The 18,857-nt window shown below is 55.8% G+C and carries 20 protein-coding genes; 6 read left to right on the top strand and 14 right to left on the bottom strand.

The genetic code is table 11. From position 1 onward, the window contains the following. Positions 1–21 precede the first annotated feature (21 nt). Positions 22–1,221 carry an S-methyl-5-thioribose kinase gene (gene mtnK, locus VH86_RS19715; RefSeq protein ID WP_045833873.1) on the bottom strand — a complete coding sequence of 400 codons (1,200 nt, stop codon included), beginning with the start codon at positions 1,219–1,221 and terminating at the stop codon, positions 22–24. A gap of 105 nt (positions 1,222–1,326) precedes the next feature. Between mtnK and mtnA the strand changes: the two genes are divergently transcribed. Beyond that, a complete protein-coding gene (gene mtnA / locus VH86_RS19710) occupies positions 1,327–2,346 on the top strand; it encodes an S-methyl-5-thioribose-1-phosphate isomerase (RefSeq protein ID WP_045833872.1) in 1,020 nt (339 codons plus the stop codon). Between the two features lie 168 nt (positions 2,347–2,514). Here mtnA and VH86_RS19705 read toward each other — a convergent pair whose 3' ends face one another. Genes VH86_RS19705 through VH86_RS19695 form a run of 3 tightly spaced genes read right to left on the bottom strand, consistent with a single transcriptional unit; the run spans position 2,515 to position 4,353 of the window. Continuing rightward, a complete protein-coding gene (locus VH86_RS19705; protein WP_038648791.1) occupies positions 2,515–3,057 on the bottom strand; it encodes an acireductone dioxygenase in 543 nt (180 codons plus the stop codon). Between the two features lies 1 nt (position 3,058). Next, complete coding sequence (mtnC, locus tag VH86_RS19700) at positions 3,059–3,742, bottom strand: acireductone synthase (RefSeq protein ID WP_045833871.1); 684 nt, start codon at positions 3,740–3,742, stop codon at positions 3,059–3,061. Continuing rightward, positions 3,739–4,353: a methylthioribulose 1-phosphate dehydratase gene (locus tag VH86_RS19695; RefSeq protein ID WP_034825370.1), complete on the bottom strand. Its 615-nt coding sequence runs from the start codon at positions 4,351–4,353 to the stop codon at positions 3,739–3,741. Before VH86_RS19695 ends, mtnC begins: the two co-directional genes overlap by 4 nt. 131 nt (positions 4,354–4,484) lie before the next feature. Between VH86_RS19695 and VH86_RS19690 the strand changes: the two genes are divergently transcribed. The 4 genes from VH86_RS19690 to VH86_RS19675 all read left to right on the top strand — a co-directional run bounded on the left by VH86_RS19690 (position 4,485) and on the right by VH86_RS19675 (position 7,245). Continuing rightward, on the top strand, positions 4,485–5,645 hold the full coding sequence (locus tag VH86_RS19690; RefSeq protein ID WP_045833870.1) for a pyridoxal phosphate-dependent aminotransferase: 1,161 nt from the start codon (positions 4,485–4,487) through the stop codon (positions 5,643–5,645). Continuing rightward, entirely contained in the window at positions 5,633–6,403 is a 771-nt protein-coding gene (locus tag VH86_RS19685; RefSeq protein ID WP_045833869.1) for an amidohydrolase, read from the top strand. Before VH86_RS19690 ends, VH86_RS19685 begins: the two co-directional genes overlap by 13 nt. A gap of 117 nt (positions 6,404–6,520) precedes the next feature. Continuing rightward, positions 6,521–6,832: a type II toxin-antitoxin system HigB family toxin gene (locus VH86_RS19680; protein WP_045833941.1), complete on the top strand. Its 312-nt coding sequence runs from the start codon at positions 6,521–6,523 to the stop codon at positions 6,830–6,832. Further along, positions 6,829–7,245 carry a type II toxin-antitoxin system HigA family antitoxin gene (locus VH86_RS19675; RefSeq protein ID WP_045833868.1) on the top strand — a complete coding sequence of 139 codons (417 nt, stop codon included), beginning with the start codon at positions 6,829–6,831 and terminating at the stop codon, positions 7,243–7,245. Before VH86_RS19680 ends, VH86_RS19675 begins: the two co-directional genes overlap by 4 nt. 43 nt (positions 7,246–7,288) lie before the next feature. Here the strand turns inward: VH86_RS19675 and katG are convergent, their stop codons facing one another. The 10 genes from katG to hpxU all read right to left on the bottom strand — a co-directional run bounded on the left by katG (position 7,289) and on the right by hpxU (position 17,089). Next, positions 7,289–9,487 carry a catalase/peroxidase HPI gene (katG, locus tag VH86_RS19670; RefSeq protein WP_045833867.1) on the bottom strand — a complete coding sequence of 733 codons (2,199 nt, stop codon included), beginning with the start codon at positions 9,485–9,487 and terminating at the stop codon, positions 7,289–7,291. 394 nt (positions 9,488–9,881) lie between these two features. Beyond that, positions 9,882–10,217: a hydroxyisourate hydrolase gene (gene uraH, locus VH86_RS19665; protein ID WP_038648808.1), complete on the bottom strand. Its 336-nt coding sequence runs from the start codon at positions 10,215–10,217 to the stop codon at positions 9,882–9,884. Beyond that, complete coding sequence (uraD, locus tag VH86_RS19660) at positions 10,214–10,708, bottom strand: 2-oxo-4-hydroxy-4-carboxy-5-ureidoimidazoline decarboxylase (RefSeq protein ID WP_038648810.1); 495 nt, start codon at positions 10,706–10,708, stop codon at positions 10,214–10,216. The genes uraH and uraD overlap by 4 nt, the downstream gene beginning before the upstream one ends. A gap of 11 nt (positions 10,709–10,719) precedes the next feature. After that, positions 10,720–11,979 carry an allantoate amidohydrolase gene (hpxK, locus tag VH86_RS19655; RefSeq protein WP_045833866.1) on the bottom strand — a complete coding sequence of 420 codons (1,260 nt, stop codon included), beginning with the start codon at positions 11,977–11,979 and terminating at the stop codon, positions 10,720–10,722. Continuing rightward, positions 11,976–13,211 carry an alanine--glyoxylate aminotransferase family protein gene (locus VH86_RS19650; RefSeq protein ID WP_045813714.1) on the bottom strand — a complete coding sequence of 412 codons (1,236 nt, stop codon included), beginning with the start codon at positions 13,209–13,211 and terminating at the stop codon, positions 11,976–11,978. The genes hpxK and VH86_RS19650 overlap by 4 nt, the downstream gene beginning before the upstream one ends. Positions 13,212–13,231: 20 nt before the next feature. After that, complete coding sequence (locus tag VH86_RS19645) at positions 13,232–13,963, bottom strand: amino acid ABC transporter ATP-binding protein (RefSeq protein ID WP_038648820.1); 732 nt, start codon at positions 13,961–13,963, stop codon at positions 13,232–13,234. Beyond that, positions 13,944–14,600 (bottom strand): amino acid ABC transporter permease, encoded by a 657-nt coding sequence (locus VH86_RS19640; protein WP_045813713.1) that lies wholly within the window; start codon positions 14,598–14,600, stop codon positions 13,944–13,946. Before VH86_RS19640 ends, VH86_RS19645 begins: the two co-directional genes overlap by 20 nt. Further along, a complete protein-coding gene (locus VH86_RS19635) occupies positions 14,597–15,265 on the bottom strand; it encodes an amino acid ABC transporter permease (RefSeq protein WP_038648825.1) in 669 nt (222 codons plus the stop codon). Before VH86_RS19635 ends, VH86_RS19640 begins: the two co-directional genes overlap by 4 nt. A 4-nt stretch (positions 15,266–15,269) precedes the next feature. Next, positions 15,270–16,055: a transporter substrate-binding domain-containing protein gene (locus tag VH86_RS19630; RefSeq protein ID WP_038648830.1), complete on the bottom strand. Its 786-nt coding sequence runs from the start codon at positions 16,053–16,055 to the stop codon at positions 15,270–15,272. Between the two features lie 194 nt (positions 16,056–16,249). Continuing rightward, a complete protein-coding gene (gene hpxU, locus VH86_RS19625; RefSeq protein WP_045833865.1) occupies positions 16,250–17,089 on the bottom strand; it encodes a MurR/RpiR family transcriptional regulator HpxU in 840 nt (279 codons plus the stop codon). A 176-nt stretch (positions 17,090–17,265) separates the two neighbouring features. Between hpxU and VH86_RS19620 the strand changes: the two genes are divergently transcribed. Next, positions 17,266–18,852 carry a gamma-glutamyltransferase family protein gene (locus tag VH86_RS19620; protein WP_045833864.1) on the top strand — a complete coding sequence of 529 codons (1,587 nt, stop codon included), beginning with the start codon at positions 17,266–17,268 and terminating at the stop codon, positions 18,850–18,852. Positions 18,853–18,857 lie beyond the last annotated feature (5 nt).

The following is an 18,857-nucleotide window of genomic DNA, read 5'->3' as shown; positions in this document are numbered from 1 at the left end:
GTTATAAGATTGGAGCCTGACTTACCCCGCCTGACGAATGCGCGCAATCAGCGCATCGACATCCGCAATATGATCTGCCGCGAGAATCAACGTACGGCCCAGCGTGATGCAACTGCGAATGCATTCTGTCCGCATGGTCTCATCGGCGATCTGTTTGAAGTCGGCCACATGAGACATGCCCACGGTGCGACGAATCAGTTCCGTGCCGCAATAACCAATGGTGTCGCTCCATACTTTGCGCAGGAAGGCTTCCGCATAGCCCGGATACGCCAGCGCCACATCAGAGGTTTTGGCGTGAGCCAGTTCAAGGAAGCGGCTGGAGAACTGCGTCCAGACTTCATGCGCATCGCTCAGACGACGTTCACGCCCTTCTGCCGCTTCACGCGGGGCCAGCAGACCCGGCAGGCAGCAGTAGTTAATCAGCAGATTGCCAATCGCGCTGCCGACATCAAAGCCAATCGGACCGAAATAGCCAAACTCCGCATCGATCACCTTCAGGCTACCATCGGCCACGAAGATTGAGCCGCTGTGCACATCGCCGTGCAGCAGCGCTTCGGCATCCGCAAAGAAGCGGTGCTTCAGCCCGGCCACCGCGATTTTCAGCGCATCGTCAGTGCGCAGGCTGACCACCAGCGGCTCCAGTGCCGCCGGGTATTTATTACGCTCGTGATCGATAAAGGGATCGTTGAAAAACAGGTCTTCGGTGATTTCGCACATTTCCGGGTTGATGAAACGCGCGACTTCGGCCTTTTTCTTGTGCGGATGCAGGAAAAAATCAGAAGTATGGAACAGCGTCTGCGCCAGATATTCGCCCAGCTGACGCCCCGCTTCAGGGTAGTAAGCCCCTTTTACCAGTTCGCCGCGCCAGATGCGATGGCTGGAGAGATCTTCCATCACCATCACCGCCAGTTCAGCATCGTAATGGGTGACGTTAACCGTGTGTTCTGGGCAATGTTTATAGTGCTCAACCAGCGTCTGCGCTTCGAGGCGCGCGCGATCCAGCGTTAACGGCCAGGACTCACCCACGCAACGCACATAGGGCAGTGCCTGTTTCACCACCACGCGGCTCTGTCCTTGGTTATCGAAAATCTTGAACACCAGGTTGAGATTGCCATCGCCGATCTCTTCTGCGCTGACCAGCGCTGACGGATCGTCCACACCGCCAAATTTTTTAGCATATTCCACCGCATCAGCAGCGGTGAAGGTACGGTATTGCGACATTGCCTGTTCCTCGACATTCGATAGTAATAAGCCGTTTGGACGTCTATACATCCGTCACGCATGTTGGCACAATAGCCGCTATTAACGCAACAGGGATTTCACACCATGCAAACACTTCGTACCACCAGTCTTGAGGTCCGCGATAATCAACTGTGGATCCTCGACCAGCAAGCGCTGCCACAACAACAAAACTGGCTTCCTGCGCACACTGTGACGCAATTGGTTGATCACATCCATGCGCTGCGCGTGCGCGGCGCCCCGCTGATTGGCCTTTCAGCCAGCTTGCTGCTGGCGCTGCTGGGCGAGCAAGGTGTCACCCGCGCGGCATTGGCGGAAGCGCTGGAGGTGTTGCGTGCATCGCGCCCGACTGCCGTCAACCTGATGAACAATCTGGATCGTATGAAGATTGCGCTGGCGGAGAGCGATCACGTCAACGCCCTGAGCGCCGAAGCGCTGCGCCTGGTGGCAGAAGATAAGCAGCTGTGTGACAACATTGCCCGCGCCGGCAGCGCTCTGGTCAAGCCAGGCAGCCAGCTGCTGACGCACTGTAATACCGGCGGTCTCGCCACCGCAGGCGTGGGTACAGCACTGGGCGTGATTGCGCATGCCCATCAGCAAGGATTAGTGAAAAGCGTCTGGGTGGATGAGACGCGACCACTGCTGCAGGGCGGTCGTTTAACCGCGTGGGAACTGGGCGAGCTGCACATTCCCTACCAGCTGATCACCGATTCGATGGCTGCAAGTTTAATGGCGCGCGGCGTGGTCGATGCGATTTGGGTCGGCGCAGACCGCATTGCCGCTAACGGCGACGTGGCGAACAAAATCGGCACCTACAGCCTGGCGGTACTGGCGCACTATCACGGCATTCCGTTCTATGTGGCGGCGCCGCACACCACGCTGGATCGTCAATGCCCGAACGGCGATGCCATCCCGATTGAGCAGCGTGCCGCCAGTGAAGTCACCGGCGTATCCGGCAGTTTTGGTAGTGTGCAGTGGGCACCGGATAACGCGGTGGTCTTCAATCCGGCATTTGATGTCACGCCAGCTGCACTGATCAGCGGTTGGGTGTTGGATACCGGCGTCGTGACGCCAGAGCAGGTTAAGGAAGGGATTTTTCAGCCTTAAGGGTGCGCCAGATGGCGTATTCTGTGTTTACGGTGCGCCAGAATTGAAAAGGTCGCCATCAATGGCGACCTTATGAGGACGAGCCCTGGGTTGTCAGATGCACCCTGAAGCGTGACCTTTCAATGGCTTAATCCATTTTGTCGTGTGCAGGTTTACGCGCACAGCGCGTTATGCCAGACGGGGATAAGCATCCGCAATCTTGTCGCCGGTAAAGTTGGCGATCCAGCCTTCCTGATTATCGAAAATACGAATCGCGGTAAAGTGCGGTTCAGAGCCCATATCAAACCAGTGCGCCGTGCCTTCAGGTACTGAAATCAGATCATTCTTCTCGCACAGAATCTGGTAAACCTCATTGCCAATATGCAGGCAAAACAGACCAGACCCTTCGACGAAGAAACGCACTTCATCTTCGCTGTGCGTGTGTTCATTCAGGAATTTCTCGCGCAACACCTGCTTGTTAGGATTGTCAGCACGCATGCTCAGCACATCCCAACTCTGATAGCCTTTCTCTGCCACCAGACGGTCGATCGCGTGCTGATAGGCTTTAATCACCGTTTCCGCGTCAGGGTCGTTACCCAGATCGCGATCCGCTTCCCAACGCTCAAACCGAACGTTTTTGGCGTTCAGGCGCTCGCGAATCGCCTCGGCATCGGTACTGTGCCACAGTGGCTGGCTGGATTCGGTATCGCTAAAAATTGTCAGTGCACTCATGTTAAATCGACTCCGGATTAATCTGCGAAAAATCGTTTACCTGGTGATGGCGACTGGCGTTATCGGCCTCGCCACGAATTAACTGCAATGTGTGCCAGCCTGCTTGTGCCGCGGCATCCAGTTCCTGATGAATATCTGACAGGAACAGCAACGAAGAGGGTGCCAGGCCAATGTGTTCGGCGATGTTGTGATACGACTGAGTTTCACGCTTGGCGCCCACCGCGGTATCAAAATAGCCGCTAAACAGCGAGGTTAAATCACCTTCATCGCTGTAGCCAAATAACAGTTTCTGCGCAGGCACCGATCCCGAGGAATAAACATACAGGGTAATCCCCTGTTGCTTCCAGCGTTCAAAAGCAGGCAGCACATCGGGATAAAGATGGCCGGTGAACTGACCTTCAACGTAACCCGCACGCCAGATCATCCCCTGCAGCGCTTTTAAACCGGGCGATTTGCGATCTTCATCGATAAAACCGATCAGCGTGGCGATGAGGTCATCCAGCGATGCTTGTGGCGCCGCTGACTCTTCACGCACTGCGTTTAGCGCCGCAACCACCTTCTCATCCGTTTGGTTATCCCGCACGAAGGCTGCCAGATGCTGGCGTGCATAAGGAAACAGGACATTGTGCACAAACTGAATATCACTGGTGGTGCCTTCAATATCAGTAACTATCGCGCGAATCATTGGGTCTCCAGCAGTCGACGTTGCAGTTCACATTCAAACAGGAATTCCAGCCCTTCCAGGTGGCGGCGCGCTTCGTTGACGTCTTTGCCCCAGCAGGTTAAGCCATGACCACGTAGCAGGAAGCCATACTGCAACGGCGTCTCGGCAGCAAACGCTTCAATGCGCTGCGCCAGTGCATCAATATCCTGGTCGTTATCAAACAGGGGAATCGCAACGGTATTGAGATGCGTCTCCTGACCCGCGAGGGTTTTCTGCATCTCATAACCGCTCAGCAGTAATGCGCTTCCACGCTCCACGCGCGACAACACAGTGGAGTTCACCGTATGAGTATGCAGCACGGCACCCGCTTGCGGAAACAGACGATAAATTAAGGTGTGCAGCCCGGTTTCCGCCGACGGTTTGCGCCCGGAAGGCACGCTGTTGGTGGCGATCTCAACCTGAATGAAGTCATCACGTGTCAGGCTACCTTTATCTTTACCCGATGCGCTCAGCAGGCAGTATTCCGCGTTCTGACGCACCGACATGTTTCCGCCGGTAGCGGGTGCCCAGCCTTTTGCGCCAATCCAGTGGCAGGCGGCCACTAAATGTTCCAGTGGGAGAAAATCCGTCATAGTGAAGGTGAGGCTCCGCTGATAGGTTTAGACGTCTAAGCGTCTCGATTGCCAAATATTAGCATCCTGTGTAGAGTGGCAGCAACACAGGGTTTCTCCGCATCGACATTCGCGCTTAAGGCCACTAAATAATGACGCAGCTCAACCTGACTCCCGAGAGCAAATTACCGGCACTCGGCACCACGATTTTCACGCAAATGAGCGCCCTTGCCGCGCAGTTCAACGCCATCAATTTATCACAGGGTTTTCCGGATTTTGACGGCCCGCAATATTTACAGGATCGTCTGGCCTATCATGTGAGCCAGGGCGCAAACCAATATGCGCCGATGATCGGTGTGTTACCCCTGCGTGAAGCGATTGCCGATAAAACCGCTGAGCTTTACGGTCACACGCCCGATGTTAACAACGATATCACCGTGACTGCGGGCGCGACGGAAGCGCTGTATGCCGCCATTACGGCGCTGGTGCGTCCGGGCGATGAAGTGATCTGCTTCGATCCCAGCTACGACAGTTACGCGCCTGCTGTGCAACTGGCCGGCGGCGTGCTGAAACGCATTGCATTGCAGCCACCGGGATTCCGCGTGGACTGGCTCGAATTCCGCAGCCTGCTGAGCGCGAAAACCCGTTTAGTGATTCTGAATACGCCGCACAACCCTTCTGCGACCGTGTGGCGTAAAAGCGATTATGCCGAGTTATGGCAGGCGATCGCTGAGCAGGAAATCTATGTGCTAAGCGATGAAGTCTACGAACACATCTGTTTTGATGCTGAGGGCCACGCCAGCGTGTTAGCGCATGCCGAGTTACGCCAGCGTGCCATTGCCGTCTCTTCGTTTGGCAAAACCTTCCATATGACCGGATGGAAAGTGGGCTACTGTGTTGCACCAGCAGCGATCAGCGCCGAAATCCGTAAAGTACATCAGTATCTGACGTTTTCGGTCAATACCCCGGCGCAGCTGGCAATTGCCGATATGCTGCGTCAGGAGCCAGAACACTATCGAGACCTGCCCGCCTTCTATCGCGAACGCCGTGATTGCCTGGTTGATGCATTGTCGGGTAGCCGCTTCAAGGTGTTGCCGTGCGAAGGCACTTACTTTGTGCTGCTGGATTACAGCGCCATTTCCGATCTGGATGACGTCAGTTTCTGCCAGTGGCTGACCAAAGAAATTGGCGTGGCAGCCATTCCGCTGTCGGTATTCTGTGCCGATCCGTTCCCGCACAAGCTGATTCGCCTGTGCTTTGCCAAACAACCCGCGACACTTATCGCCGCTGCGGAGCGCTTATGTCAGCTTTAAAAATTACCGTTCTGCAGGAAACCCTGAGCTGGATGGATGGCGAAGCCAACCTGCATCACTTCGATGGCGTATTGAAAGGCATTGAAGGTCGCGATCTGATTCTGCTGCCTGAAATGTTCACCACGGGTTTTGCCATGGAAGCAGCAGAGAGTTCGCTGCCACAGCAACAGGTCATTGAATGGCTGCACGGCCATGCGAAAACCAGTAATGCGCTGGTCGGTGGCAGCGCAGCCATCCAGACCGAAAAAGGTGCCGTGAACCGTTTTCTGCTGGTTGAGCCGAATGGCACTGTTCATCAGTATGACAAACGCCATCTGTTCCGCATGGCGAATGAACATGAACACTATATTGCGGGTGATACGCGAGAAGTGTTCACCTGGCGCGGCTGGCGTATTCTGCCGCAGATTTGTTACGACCTGCGTTTCCCGGTGTTCTCACGCAATCACAATGATTACGATCTGGCGCTCTATGTTGCCAACTGGCCAGCACCACGTGCACTGCACTGGCAGTCTTTGCTGATGGCCCGTGCGATTGAAAATCAGGCGTATGTCGCCGGTTGTAACCGTGTCGGCAGCGACGGCAATAGCCATCAATACAGCGGAGACAGCCGGATTATTTCACCGCTCGGTGAGATACTCGCCGCTGGCGAACCTTTTGCCCGCGCCCGGCTGGATGCGGAGCTGTCACTGGACGATCTGCAAGCCTACCGCGATCGCTTCCCGGCATGGCGCGATGCCGATGGGTATACGTTGAAGTAAATGTCTTGCCGCGTCTCTCTGACGCGGCTTTATCACTCTATTTTATTTTGTTTCCACATTGGAAACACGACAATCTTCGGCTACAATGTTTCCATGTTGGAACATGTCGAGGGAATGATGCACGTTATTTCAAGGAAGATATTTGCTGAAGCGGCATTACGCTTTCCCAATGATGCAGCAGCACTGGATGCCACTTATCGGACTCTACATGGCAGAGATTTTGCCGACCCTGAAGCACTTAAACACTTTTTTCCAAGCCTGGATCGAATGAAGTATCGGGTGAAATGGTGGGTGATCAATATTGGTGGCAACAATCTTAGGTTGATGTTTTTTGCCGACTTCATCGCTGGACGTACTTTCATTAAGCACATCAGTACTCATGCTGAATACGATAAATGGGTTAAGTTCTATCGGGAGAACAAAGAATGATCGCCGAAGCTATTCAGGCCTCAGATAACCTCATTAAAGCCGTCCCCCTGCTTGGCGGTAGTCAATCGAAAGCAGATTATGAGCAAGCGTTAGAGCTGGTTGAGTATTTGGTTGAGCATCAGCCTTCTCATCCATTGATTGATATGCTGGCAGATAAAGTCGCGAAATATGAAGAGCATGCGCCGGAGTTTGCAGCCTTCAATGCACGCGTTAAAACCCTGCCGGGCGGAATCGCGCTGCTGCGTGTATTGATGGATCAACACGATTTAAACCAATCATCATTCATTCAGGAAATTGGTCAGCGTTCTTATGTTAGCCGTATTTTGAGAGGTGAACGTAAGCTAACGGATAAGCATAAAGCGGCGCTGGCAAAACGTTTTAAACTACCCTTCGAAGCCTTTCGCGAAGATTAAACAGAAAAAGCCGCAACGTGTGAACGCTGCGGCTTGAGTTTGATTACAGCTCAAAGCGATCCAGATTCATCACCTTGGTCCAGGCTGCCACGAAGTCATTGACGAACTTCTGTTTGGCATCGCTGCTGGCATAGACTTCGGCCAGTGCACGCAGGATGGCGTTGGAACCAAACACCAGGTCGGCGCGCGTGGCGCTGTATTTCACTGCACCACTGGCACGATCGCGGCCTTCGAACAGTTCGGCGCTCTCATCGGTAGCGCGCCATGCGGTGCGCATATCCAGCAGATTGACGAAGAAGTCATTGCTCAGTACGCCGACACGATCGGTGAACACACCGTGCTGACTACCATCGAAGTTGGTGCCCAGCACGCGCAGACCACCCAGCAGCACGGTTAATTCCGGCGCGCTCAGCGTCAGTTGCTGTGCTTTATCCAGCAACAAGGTTTCGGTGGATGAGCCACCTGCGATGCGACGATAGTTACGGAAACCATCCGCCAGCGGTTGCAGCACATCGAACGACTCAACCTCAGTCTGGTCCTGACGCGCATCGACGCGGCCCGGAATAAACGGCACTTGTACCGCAATACCTGCCGCTGCGGCAGCCAGTTCAATGCCGACGCTGCCGGCCAGCACAATCACATCCGCCAATGACGCTTTACCTGACTCCTGCTGAATTTTCTGCAGAGTTGGCAGCACATCATGAATTACGCTGGCATTGACCGCCCAACCGTTTTGCGGTGCCAGTGCCAGACGTGCACCGTTGGCGCCGCCACGTTTGTCACCGCCACGGAAAGTGGAAGCAGATGCCCAGGCAGCAGAGACCAGTTGGCTAGCACTTAAACCTGAAGCCGCAATTTTTGCTTTCAGATCAGTGATGTCATCAGCGCCTGGCTGATGTGTTGCCGCTGGCAACGGATCCTGCCAAATCAAATCTTCCTTCGGCACTTCAGGGCCGATGTAACGCGCTTTTGGCCCCATATCGCGGTGGGTCAGTTTGAACCAGGCACGGGCAAAGGCTTCATTGAACGCCTGCGGATCGTTGAGGAAACGGCGGGAAATCTTGCCAAACTCTTCGTCAAACCGCAGCGTCAGATCGGTCACCAGCATGGTGGGCTTACGCTTTTTCTCGGGATCGAACGGGTCTGGAATGATCGCTTCTGCATCCACCGCTTCAAACTGGATCGCGCCTGCAGGGCTGTGTGTCTGTACCCATTCGTATTTGAACAGGTTCTCGAAGAAGTAGTTGCTCCACTGAGTCGGCGTCTGCGTCCACACCACTTCCAGGCCGGAGGTGATCGCATCCGCACCGGCACCGCTGCCGTAGCTGCTGCTCCAGCCGAGGCCCTGCGCTTCCAGTGGCGAGGCTTCTGGATCAACACCCACATGGCTGGCGGCAGCCGCACCGTGCGTTTTACCCAATGTATGACCACCGGCAATCAGCGCGACGATCTCTTCATCGTTCATGCCCATATTGCCAAAGGTGGCACGAATGGCTGGCGCAGCTGATTTTGGATCGCCACTGGCTTCCGGGCCTTCCGGGTTGACGTAAATCAGGCCCATTTCGGTGGCACCCACCGGCGCATTGGCAAGACTTTCTGGGTGGCGATGCGCCAGCCATTCAGTTTCGTTACCCCAATCCACATCCAGATCCGGTTCCCACACGTCTTCACGCCCGGCACCAAAACCAAAGGTGCGGAAGCCGGCATTTTCCAGCGAGACGTTACCCGCCAGGATATAGAGGTCGGCCCAGGAAATTTTCTGACCGTATTTCTGTTTTACCGGCCACAGCAGGCGACGTGCTTTATCGAGGCTAACGTTGTCTGGCCAGGAGTTAAGGGGCGCGAAACGCTGCTGCCCACGGCCGGAACCGCCACGACCATCCACGGTGCGGTAAGTACCGGCACTGTGCCACGCCATGCGAATGAACAGCCCAATATAGCTGCCCCAGTCGGCTGGCCACCAGGATTGAGAGTCGGTCAGAATAGCGCGGATATCCGCTTTTAACGCCGGGTAATCCAGCTTGCTGAACTCGTCGCGGTAGTTGAAGTTTTCACTGAGGGGATTGGAACGGTTGGAGTGCTGATTTAACAGGTCGACACGTAACATATTTGGCCACCAGTCGCGGTTGGTTGTTCCGCTCCCCGCGCCACGTGCCAGTACGCTTTTTTCTTCAGACGCCCCGTGATGAAAGGGGCACTTACCTGACGCTGCTGCATTATCGTTATTGTCGTGCGTGCTCATTTTTCGGCTCCGTTTGCTTCACATTGTCCGGTAAAGATAACCGTACCTTGTGAAAGAATATATTTGGATGAACCGAAGGTTTTGATAGTTACTGTCTTTCAAGCGCAGCGTGTGACATGGCGCACAGAAAGTAGGGACTTATCGTCAATTGCGCATAATTTCGCCACTAAGACAGGTGTCATTCGCGGCCAGCTACGCATAAATATGTCATTAAAACAGGTGTCGTTTACAGCCGGGTGAGCATGAATGCGTCATTAAACAGGTATCGTTTGCAGCCAGGTGTGCATGAATGCGTCATCTAAACAGGTGTTGTTTGTAGCCAGGTGTGCCGAAATGCGCGCCCTGCAGTCATTGGAGTGTTGCAGAGCCGCCGTTTCGGGTGGCCGTGACAAAATTAGCTGCCGCGATAGGTTGACCACGACCACGGTGAGATCAGGAACGGCAGATGATAATGGCTGCCCGCTGAACTAATCACAAAATCAATCTGTGCACTGACGTACAGCGCATCGCGTCCGTCAGCAGCGAAATAGTCACCGATCTCTGCGGTCAATCGATAATGGCCTGGCGCTAACGGCTCAGGCGTTAAATCCTTGATACGGCCATCGCTGTCGGTTTCACCCTCCGCGATCGGCAACCAGCCTTCCGGGCTGTTCTGCTCCAGAGATATGGCCACGCCGATGGCGGGTTTACCCAGCGCGGTATCCAGAATGTGAGTGGTTATGGTGCTCATACAATGCTCTCCTTAAGCCGTAACAGGGTGATTTCACGCAGTTGCGTCAGCGCTTCCTGCTGCTCTGTCTCTGCATCATTGTTGAGCCTGCGCTGCAATTCCGCCAGCATCTCCTCGCCACTGCGTCCTTTGGCGCGAATCAAAAACACCCGGCTGAAGCGCTGTTCATAGGATTGATTGCCCGCCAGCATGGCAAATTGCAGCGCGCCATCGGCCTGCTGCATCGCCGACTGCTCATTGCGTGACAATACTGCCTCTTTGCCCGCGCCCGCGGCTTTTTCACCAATACGTGGGTGCGCGCGTAATGCCTGTTCCAGTTCGGCACCTTGCCAGCGCTTTGCCAGCGTTTCAGCGGTCTTATAGAGCGCTGAAACATCGGCGAAAGGCCGTGCGGCCACCAGCGCCTGCTGCCAGTCAGGAATCGCCACGCAGTGGGCTATCGCTGTGTGTGCCTCATTGGGCGTAGCATCGTTAAACACCGCTAACTCCATGCAACGGCTCCTTAAGCCTGTGCCAGATCGTTGACCGCTTGCAGATAAGCCTGCACGCCCAGCGCCACATCCGCTACCTGTACGGACTCGGCTGGATGATGGCTAATACCGCGATGGTTGCGCACGAACAGCATACCCACAGGCCAGCGATCGGCGATCGCAATCGCGTCGTGCCCTGCGCCGCTTGGCAAAGAAACGCTGCGGCCCTGCACTGTTTCCACCGCGTGGCTCAGCGCCTGTTGCAAACGTGCATCACAGGCGGTTGCCGCAATACGGTAATACTCGCTGGCGGTAAAAGTCAGTCCACGCCGCAAGGCAATCGCTTCGGCTTGTGTCAGCAGCGCGGACAACAGGCGCTCCAGCGGCTCATCCTGCGGCCCACGCACATCCAGTGAAAACTGCACTTCACCGGGGATAACATTCACTGCGCCCGGCAAACAGCTCAGGGTGCCGACCGTGGCCACCAGTTGTGAATCTTGCTCGGCGGTGGTGTGCTCAACAAACACCATCCACTCGGCGGCGGCGGCCAGTGCGTCTTTACGATGGGTCATCGGCACCGTGCCAGCGTGGCCCGCTTCACCGATAAAGCTGCAATTCAAACGGCGCGCGCCGTTAATCGCGGTCACCACGCCAAGCGCCAGATCTTCCTGTTCCAGACACGGCCCTTGTTCAATGTGCAGCTCGAGGTAAGCCGCAATGTCGTTGACGTCGCGTGCCGCCTGCAAAATGTTGGCAGCGTCCAGACCGAGATCCTGCATCGCTTCCGCCACAGTTATACCGTTGCCATCCGGATGCGTTACCCAACTCTCGGGCCATGTACCGGTAATACCCCGGCTGCCCAACAGCGTGATGCCAAAGCGTGTGCCCTCTTCATCGCCGAACCCGACAATCTCAATCGCCAGCGGTAAGCGCAGCTGACGATCGTGCAGCCACTGTACGGTTTCAATGGCACTTAGCACACCCAGCATGCCGTCATAGCGCCCGGCATTGCGCACCGTATCCAGATGCGAGCCCAGCAGCAGCGCCTGCGCGCCGGGTTCAGCAGATTCATAGCGACCGCAGATATTGCCCACCGCATCTTGCCAGGTGGTCATGCCGGCCGCCTGCATCCATTCTGCCACGCGGGCATTGGCACGCACTTGTTCAGGCGAGAGGTAGACACGCGTCAGGCCATCCTCACTTTCACTGATTTCAGCCAGGGCATCGCAGCGCGCCATGACACGGGCGGCGGCGGATTGCGCCTCGCTGGCGGTCATCAGGCTATTGCTCATGCGTGGCTCCCGTAATGATCCCAAGCCGCCTGCATGGCCGCGCCTTGTGTCGAACGGTAACCCACATGGTTCAATACCGCTTCCAGCGCGCTCAGGGTTTGCATCACGCAATCTTTGCGCGCGTTGTAGCCCATGGTGCCGATGCGCCACACTTTGCCGTGCAGCGGGCCAAACGAGGTGCCGATCTCAATACCAAAATCTTCCAACACCAATTTGCGCACCTGATCGCCATTCACGCCCTGCGGGATCACCACACCGAGGACGTTGTTCATCTTGTGTTTCAGGTCACCAAAGGTTTCGAGGCCCATGCCCTGAATACCTTTCAGCATCGCCTCGCCATGCAACTTATGACGTGCAATGCCTTTATCCAGCCCTTCCTGCATCATCAAACGCGCGCACTCACGCGCACCAAACAGCGCGGTGGTGGCTTCGGTATGGTGGTTCAGACGCTCCGGCCCCCAGTAATCCATGATCATGCCGAGATCGAAATAGTTGGAGTAGATCATCTCCTCATCGCCATCCTGATGATCCGCGGTACGGATGCCCTCTTCCACACACTTACGTTTGCGGATCACCGCTTCCATCTGCGGGCTGAGGGTAATCGGCGAAGTGCCCGACGGGCCGCCAAGGCACTTCTGCATGCCGGCAGAGACCGCATCCAGCCCCCAGGCATCGGTTTCCAGCGCGTTACCGCCCAGTGAAGCGGTGGCATCGGTATAGAACAGCACGCCATATTTCTGGCAGATGGCACCGAGTTGTTCCAGCGGTTGCAGCATGGTGGTGGAGGTATCGCCCTGCACCGTCAGCAGCAGACGTGGCTGCACTTTTTTGATCGCGTCTTCAATTTGATCGGGGGTGAACACTTCGCCCCACGGCACTTCAATAGTGTGCACTTCGGCGCGGCAGCGGCGGGCAATCTCACACAGCAGATGACCAAAGCGGCCAAACACCGGCACCAGCACTTTGTCGCCCGGACGGATAGCCGAGAGCAGAATCGCTTCGATACCGGCGCGCGAGGTGCCGTCAATCAACATGGTCCAGCGGTTTTCGGTACGAAATACACCACGATACAGCGCCATCACTTCATTCATGTAGTGCGTCATCGCCGGATCGTACTGACCCAGCAACTGGCTCGACATGGCGCGCAGGACACGCGGATCGGCGTTGATAGGACCCGGCCCCATCAGCAGGCGTTGTGGTGGATTAATTTGCGAAAACTGACTGATATCCATGTGCTATTCCTTTTGAAGACTTAAAGACGGACGGTGGAGATAAACTGTTTAAGCTCGGCGGTCTGCGGATTGGCAAACAGCGTTTTGCTGTCGCCCTGCTCCCAGACGCGGCCCTGATGCATAAACACCACGCGATCGCCCACATCACGGGCGAAGTTCATTTCATGGGTAACGAGGATCAAGGTCATGCCTTCGGCAGCTAGCTGTTCCAGCACCTTCAGCACTTCGCCCACCAGTTCAGGATCGAGCGCTGAGGTGATCTCGTCACAGAGTAATACTTTCGGCTGCATCGCCAGCGCACGGGCAATCGCCACACGTTGCTGTTGACCACCGGATAAATTGGCCGGGTAGTAGTTAATGCGTTCGCCAAGGCCGACCTTTTCCAGCATCTGCGTCGCCAGCTCGCGGCATTCAGTTTCGCTTTTCTTCAGTACCCGGCGCGGCGCCAGCATCACGTTTTCCAGCGCGGTCATGTGCGGGAACAGGTTGAAGTTCTGGAACACCATGCCCACCGAGCGGCTGATTTCACGCGCCTGTGATTCACGGTCGGTGATCGTCATACCGCCGAGTTTGATGCTGCCTTCCTGGTAGCCTTCCAGTCCGTTCATGCAGCGCAGCAAGGTACTTTTGCCCGAGCCGCTGCGGCCGATGATCGAAATCACCTCGCCGTTGTCGATATCCAGATCGACACCTTTCAGAACGTGGTTGTCGCCGTAGTACTTCTGGACCTGATTAATGGTGATGAGCGGCATTGAATTTTTTCTCCAGGTACTGGCTGTAACGCGACAGCGGATAACACATCAGGAAGTAACCCAGCGCCACCAGGCCAAATACCTTAAAGGGCTGATACGTCACATTGTTCAAAATAGTGCCGGCTTTAGTCAGCTCGACGAAACCGATAATCGATGCCAGCGCGGTGCCTTTGATCACCTGAACGGCAAAGCCCACGGTCGGCGCGATGGCGATGCGAATCGCCTGTGGTGCCACCACGCGAAACAGCGTTTGACCAAAACTCAGGCCGAGGCAGCGCGATGCTTCCCACTGGCCTTTCGGCAGCGCACGAATACTGCCGTGCCAGATATCCACCAAAAATGCGCTGGTGTAGAAAGTTAATGCCAGCGAAGCGGCGGTCCAGGGCGCCACATCAATGCCAAACAGCCCGACGCCAAAGAAGGCGAGGAACAGCTGCATCAACAACGGCGTACCTTGAAACAGTTCGGTGTAGCAGCGAATCAGGCGCGTCAGCCAGGGGCGTTTTAGCAGACGCAAAAACAGCAATGGCAAGGTCACCAGCGTGCCGCCAAAGAAGGCCACCAGCGACAGTAAAATCGTCCAGCGCGCCGCCAGCAGCAGATTGCGCAGGATGTCCCAGTCAGTAAAGGTTGTCATGCGGGCTGCGCTCCAAACCATTTACGCCCCAGCGCCAGCAGCAGCTGTCGCATGGCAATCGACAACGCCAGATAGATCAACGTGGTCACCAGATAGACTTCAAAACTCAAGAAAGTACGCGACTGAATCAGGTTGGCGGCAAAGGTCAACTCTTCGTACGACACCTGCGACACCACCGATGAACCCAGCATCACAATGATGCACTGGCTGACCAGCGCCGGATAAATACGTTGCAGCGACGGCGGCAGTACCACGCGGATAAAGGTTTGCGTGCGGGTCAACCCCAGCACACGGCCCGCTTCCCATTGCCCTTTCGGCGTCACCTGAATGCCGGCACGAATAATTTCGGTGCTGTAAGCGCCGAGGTTAATTAACATCGCCAGCAGCGCCGCTTCGCCCGCCGTCAGTTTCAGACCAAGATTGGGCAAACCAAAGACGATAAAAAACAGCTGTACCACAAATGGCGTATTACGGATCAGTTCGACATAAACGCCCCAGATGCGACTCGCCCAGCTCGGTTTACCACTGCGCAGTGCCGCGCCGAGAATCCCCAGACTCACCCCGCCCACCGTGGCGAGAACCGTTATCTGAATCGTGACCCACAGCCCTGCCAGTAACTCTGGCCAGTGCGGCCAGAGATCTGCAAAATTGAGTTGCCCAATCATTGCGTTATGCGCCGAGGTTGGCTGGCAGTGGGGCTTTCAGCCACTCTTCTGACAACTTGTTCAGCGTACCGTCTTTGATGCCCTGCTCAATCAACGCATTCACTTTGTCTTTCAGCGCTGGTTCATCTTTCTTCAGACCGATAAAGCACGGTGAATCTTTCAGCATGAACTGCGGCACCGGTGCTTTTTCTGCGTTCTGGCGCGCAATGGCCGCTACTACGAGGTTACCGGTTGCAACATACTGCACCTGGCCTGACAGGTAAGCAGACAGCGTGGTGTTGTTATCTTCATAACGCTTCACCTGCGCATCTTTTGGCGCCACATCGCTCAACACCATGTCTTCCACTGCACCGCGCGTCACACCAATTGATTTGCCGCTCAATGCCGCCGCATCTTTCAGCGGCTCGCCTTTTGGACCAAATACGCCGAGGAAGAACGGCGCATAGGCACGGCTGAAATCGATCACTTTCTCGCGTTCGGCGTTTTTGCCCATGCTGGAAATCACCAGATCCACTTTATCGGTTTGCAGATATGGCACGCGGTTGGCACTGGAAACAGGGACCAGCTGCAACTTCAGTTTCATCTCCTTTGCCAGGTACTTGGCCATGTCGATGTCATAGCCCTGCGGCTGCAAATCCGTGCCAACTGAACCAAACGGCGGGAAGTCCTGCGGCACCGCAATGCGGATGACGCCACGCTTCTGAATGTCTTGTAGCTGATCGGCCATCGCACTGCCGACCTGAGCCATCAGCAATGCTGCGCCTGCGACTGCCAGTAAAACTTTTTTCATTATGCACCCCGGTGAGTTTATCGTGAAACAAAAGATTCTTGATAAATCGATTTGCAACTAATGTGCCAACCGCATCACTCGAGGAATAACGTGAAGGAAAACCAATAAACGCGGATTATAAGACGAAAAAAACGGGCTTTTCGCCCGTATGACATCACGTTCCAAAAAGGTGCAAAGCACCAAAGTGGTGCCCTCTATCGGTGTTCCAGTTCATCCAGATGCTGATAAAGATCGGCAATTTGATGAATACGCTGACGACCTTGCGACAGCATTTCATGCAGCAGTGCATTCGCCAGCAGGTTGATCAGACTCATCGCCGAGGCATAGCTATCAAAGGCCGAAACGCTGTCGAGCGGCGCACACAGCTGCCAGTGTGCCAGGGTGATAATGCCCTGCGCCTGCGGCTCGCACAGCGCCAGCACCGGGATGTTGCTCTGCTGTAACTGCTGCATCAGGGGGCGGATGATGCGTGGACGGCGACGGAAGGCCATCACCACCACGATATCTTCGGATGTGATATCCACCAGCTCCTCGCCCAGCGTCTGGCCGGGTTGCGGGAGCACATGTACCTGCGGACGCGCCTGCATCAGCTGCTGACGCAGGTGCAATGCCACCGGATAGGCGTTACGCATGCCGATAATAAACACCCGCTTTGCAACACCCAGTGCCTGAATCACTTCGCCAAACTGCTGCGGGTCGATGCTGTTCACCCACTGCGTCAGGTTGGCCATCTCCTGCTTGTAATGACGCGACAGTAAGGTATTGCCCTGCACCGCATCGCGATTGTCGGTGAGGGGCATGCCGCTCTGACGCAACGTACGCAGCTCATCACGCATGTCCTTGTATTTCTCATAGCCCAGACGTTTAAACAGGCGGCTGACTGTCGCCTTCGATACCCCGCTCAGCCGCGCCAGCTCTGCGCTGTTGTAGCTGATCAGGTCATCAAAATGGTCAAACACAAAATCAGCAATACGCTGCTCCTGCGGCGACAGTTGCGGATAGTGACTGCGAAGGCGTTCATCAAGCTGTTTCATCATGGGTCCTGTAACTTTCGTTTCATCACAAGCTAGCACAAATCGATCCACATTGATGTCCGACCAAAACTGGAACAGCTCTTGCTTAGATCACCTCACGGATTTGTAGGGGCTCCCATTACGGCGACCACTAACCCAATCCTCCCTACAAAAGAATCAATGATGAAGAGTTCACTATGATACAGAGCAACATGGCTCCGCTCGGCATGGCCGTCACCCCACATCATCTCGCCAGTGAAAGCGCACTGGCGGTTTTACGCGAAGGCGGCAACGCGATTGAAGCGATGGTGGCAGCCGCGGCCACTATCGCGGTTGTCTATCCGCACATGAACGGCTTGGGTGGCGATGGCTTTTGGTTGGTCGTGCCGCCCAATGGCGATCCTATCGCTATCGATGCCAGTGGCGCAGCAGGCTCGCTGGCCCACCTCGACTTCTATCACGGCGAAAGCCACATTCCGCATCGCGGTCCTAAAGCCGCGCTAACCGTAGCGGGCACGGTGAGTGGCTGGCAGGAGGCGTTAACGCTGGCTGAAGAGCTAGGTTCTGCGCCGTTGCCGTTAGCCCGTTTACTGCGTGACGCTATTCGCTATGCTGCCGATGGCATTCCTGTTACCGCATCGCAGGCTGCGGCCACTGCCGCAAAGCAACATGAATTGCTTGATCAGCCTGGCTTCGCTGCGACCTTCTTGCCTGACGGCACCGTGCCTGGCGCCGGGAGCCGTTTTACCCAGCCCGCGCTTGCCAATACGCTTAGCGTGTTGAGTGAACAGGGTCTGGAGAGTTTCTATCGTGGCGAGCTGGCCCACCATCTGGCACGTGAGATGACCGCGCTGGGTATGCCGATCACCCTGGAAGATCTTCAGCAACAGCACGCGCGCCGCTGCACGCCGTTACATCTGGCACACAGCGAGGGCGACATCTGGAATATGACGCCACCGACGCAAGGTTTGGTATCGCTGGCAATTCTGGGCATCACCGACCGGTTGAACATGGCAGAGGCGAATGAGGCACAAACCGTGCACCGCATTGTTGAGGCCACCAAAAAAGCCTTTGCCTTGCGCGACAAACACATCACCGATCCACGTCACATCGACTTCAATGTGCAAGAGCTGCTCGATGCCGATCACCTTGCCACACTGGCGGCGCAAATTAACCACCAGCAAGCCGCACCGTGGGGAACCGGACGAGGTCCTGGCGATACCGTGTGGATGGGCGTGATGGACAGCAGCGGCTTAGCCGTCTCCTTTATCCAAAGTATCTATCACGAATTTGGCAGCGGCGTCGTGCTGCCGGGCACAGGCATTACCTGGCAAAACCGTGGTGCCGCCTTTAGCCTGCAACCGGGCCATCTGCTGGCGCTGGAACCCGGTAAACAACCGTTCCATACCTTAAATCCAGCGGCTGCGCGCCTGAAAGATGGTCGCACGATGGTTTACGGATCAATGGGGGGCGATGGCCAACCACAAACGCAGGCGGCGATTTTTACCCGCCACGTAATTCAGGGACAGCCACTGCAACAGGCGGTCAGTGCACCGCGCTGGTTGCTGGGGCGAACCTGGGGACAATCCTCTGACTCTCTCAAACTCGAAGCGCGCATATCAGCAGAAACGGTGCAGCAGTTGCGCGAACTCGACCATGACGTTGAGCTGCTGCCTGATTTCAGCGAAGTCGTCGGCCACGCTGGCGCCATCGTCAGACACAATAACGGCATGCTGGAAGGTGCCTTCGATCCACGTAGCAACGGCAGCGCAGCCGGCTTTTAAAGGAA

It is taken from the genome of Pantoea sp. BL1, assembly GCF_000963985.1.
GTDB lineage: Bacteria > Pseudomonadota > Gammaproteobacteria > Enterobacterales > Enterobacteriaceae > Pantoea > Pantoea rwandensis_B.
Note: the sequence above shows the minus strand (reverse complement) of the source record. Positions and strands in the feature narration are given on the sequence as shown.